This is a genomic window from Collinsella aerofaciens (assembly GCF_018785245.1).
GTDB classification, from domain to species: domain Bacteria; phylum Actinomycetota; class Coriobacteriia; order Coriobacteriales; family Coriobacteriaceae; genus Collinsella; species Collinsella aerofaciens_AD.
This window is the reverse complement of sequence record NZ_WQPL01000064.1, coordinates 1-598: the sequence shown is the minus strand read 5'-3', so window position 1 is coordinate 598 and position 598 is coordinate 1. Positions and strand designations below refer to the sequence as shown.

Annotated in this window: 1 protein-coding gene; it reads left to right on the top strand. The window is 73.2% G+C overall.

Annotated elements, in window-relative coordinates:
• Window positions 1-101: 101 nt before the first annotated feature.
• Window positions 102-598, top strand: a 497-nt coding sequence (locus tag GPK39_RS09180; RefSeq protein WP_215675181.1) for a helix-turn-helix domain-containing protein, incomplete at its 3' end; no start/stop codon positions are given.

Sequence of the window (598 nt, the reverse complement as noted above, 5' to 3'; positions counted from 1 at the left end):
ATCCGAACACCTCCCACATTCATCCGCACATGTGCGGATGAATGTGGGAACCCGATACCCTGAGGGCCGGATCGGCCGGCCCCGGGAGATCGGAGGACGGCATGTCCGGAAAGAAGAAAAGGGGCTCCGCGAGGGCGGTCCCGAGGGCCTACGGGAGGCTCACGAGGCACGAGCGGGACACGGTCCAGAGGATGCTGGAGCGCAGGGCGTCGTGCAGGGAGATCGCGAGGGAGCTGGGCAGGTCGCCCTCGACGGTGAGCGCCGAGGTGGCGTCGCACAGGTTCGTGACGGCGCCGAAGGCCAGGCGCGGCGAGCGCGTGGACGCCTCCGCCGACCTGTCGGCGGCCTGCCCGCGCCTGGCCGCGTGGCCGCGCTGCTGCAACGGCTGCGGCCGGTACCGCGCGATCGGCTGCAAGCGCCGCCCCCACGTCTTCTACGAGGCCCGGGCCGCGCAGCTGTGCGCCGACTCGGTCCTCGCCTCGTCCAGGCGCGGGATAGACGCCGACGAGCCCGCCGCGGCGGCCAGGCTGGAGGCCATCAGGGACTGCCTGCGACGGGGGCTGTCGCCCGAGCAGATGGCGGCGCGCAACGGCGGGCC